At 39.6% G+C, this 1130-nt stretch carries 2 protein-coding genes; one reads left to right on the top strand and one right to left on the bottom strand.

The features are described 5' to 3' along the window. Positions 1-470 (top strand): class I SAM-dependent methyltransferase (locus tag B7Y67_RS18880; protein ID WP_293599944.1); only part of this gene is annotated, 470 nt, incomplete at its 5' end. Between the two features lie 154 nt (positions 471-624). Here B7Y67_RS18880 and B7Y67_RS18875 read toward each other — a convergent pair. After that, a partial coding sequence (locus tag B7Y67_RS18875; RefSeq protein WP_293599943.1) for a pyridoxamine 5'-phosphate oxidase family protein occupies positions 625-1130 on the bottom strand: 506 nt, incomplete at its 5' end.

Raw genomic sequence — 1130 nt, 5'->3', positions numbered from 1 at the left:
AAAAAGGCATGGTAATTGCCGATATTGGGGCAGGCACTGGTTATTTATCACGCCGTATGTCTGAAAAAGTAGGCGCAAATGGCGTTATTTACGCCGTAGATGTGCAGCCAGAAATGATGGGTAAGATTAAGGCACTTGCTAAAAAACACAGCAATATTCAACCCGTTTTATCTCAAGTTGACGATGTTAAATTGGCAGAAAACTCTCTCGATATGGCCATTATGGTCGATGTATATCACGAACTCGAATATCCATTTGAAACTATTCAAAGCCTGATAAAAGCTTTAAAGCCTCAAGGTCAGCTTATTTTGGTGGAGTATCGTGCTGAGGACGACAAAGTCAAAATCAAACAAACCCATAAAATGAGCGAGGCACAAATTATTAAAGAGCTCACCACCCATCCGCTTAAATGGCAGAAAACTATGAATAGTTTGCCTTTACAGCATATTGTGATATTTACTAAGCAGTAAACGTTTGGCTATTGCTGACAATAAAAAGATTAGTTAAGTTTTCTGAATATATATTACGCGAACCTGTTTATTAATTAAGCTAATAAACTCTAGAGTTACATCGTGAATGCTTAACGTTTTGATAACTGATTGATAACCCTTGTATCGAGAGTAGCTAAGGCGATAGTGGAGTTACTATGCCGCTAGGGTCAATGTGAGCACGCCGATGCACGTCTTTACCTAACTCTAACCAATCCATCGATACTACTTCAAACCGCAACACGGCTAAGTAGTGATTAATAGGCATATTTTCCGAAAATGCCTCGTCAATATTATTCGAGACAATCACACTGCCTGGTGCTTGATTACTCAGATAATCTTTTGATGACTTTGATTGACTCATCTGAGCCCAAGCAGTTTCTACAAACTCACCATTAGTATGGACGCTAGCATTCACTGAAACTCTTAATTGCCAACTCAGTCTTTTGCTCCAAAAAACAAGTTGTGCACGACCGCATTTTACAAGCTCCTGGCATTTAGAACTTCTCGAGTCGGTATATGCGTCTAAGGTCCACAACGTTTGATTTGCGTGACGTAAAACAATCGTCCTTACTTGTGGATTTCCATCTAAACCAATGCTAGCAAAAGCAGGTGTTCGCCAATTGTGATGTCGATCTTTTG

It is taken from the genome of Polynucleobacter sp. 35-46-11 (assembly GCF_002281105.1).
Note: the sequence above shows the minus strand (reverse complement) of the source record. Positions and strands in the feature narration are given on the sequence as shown.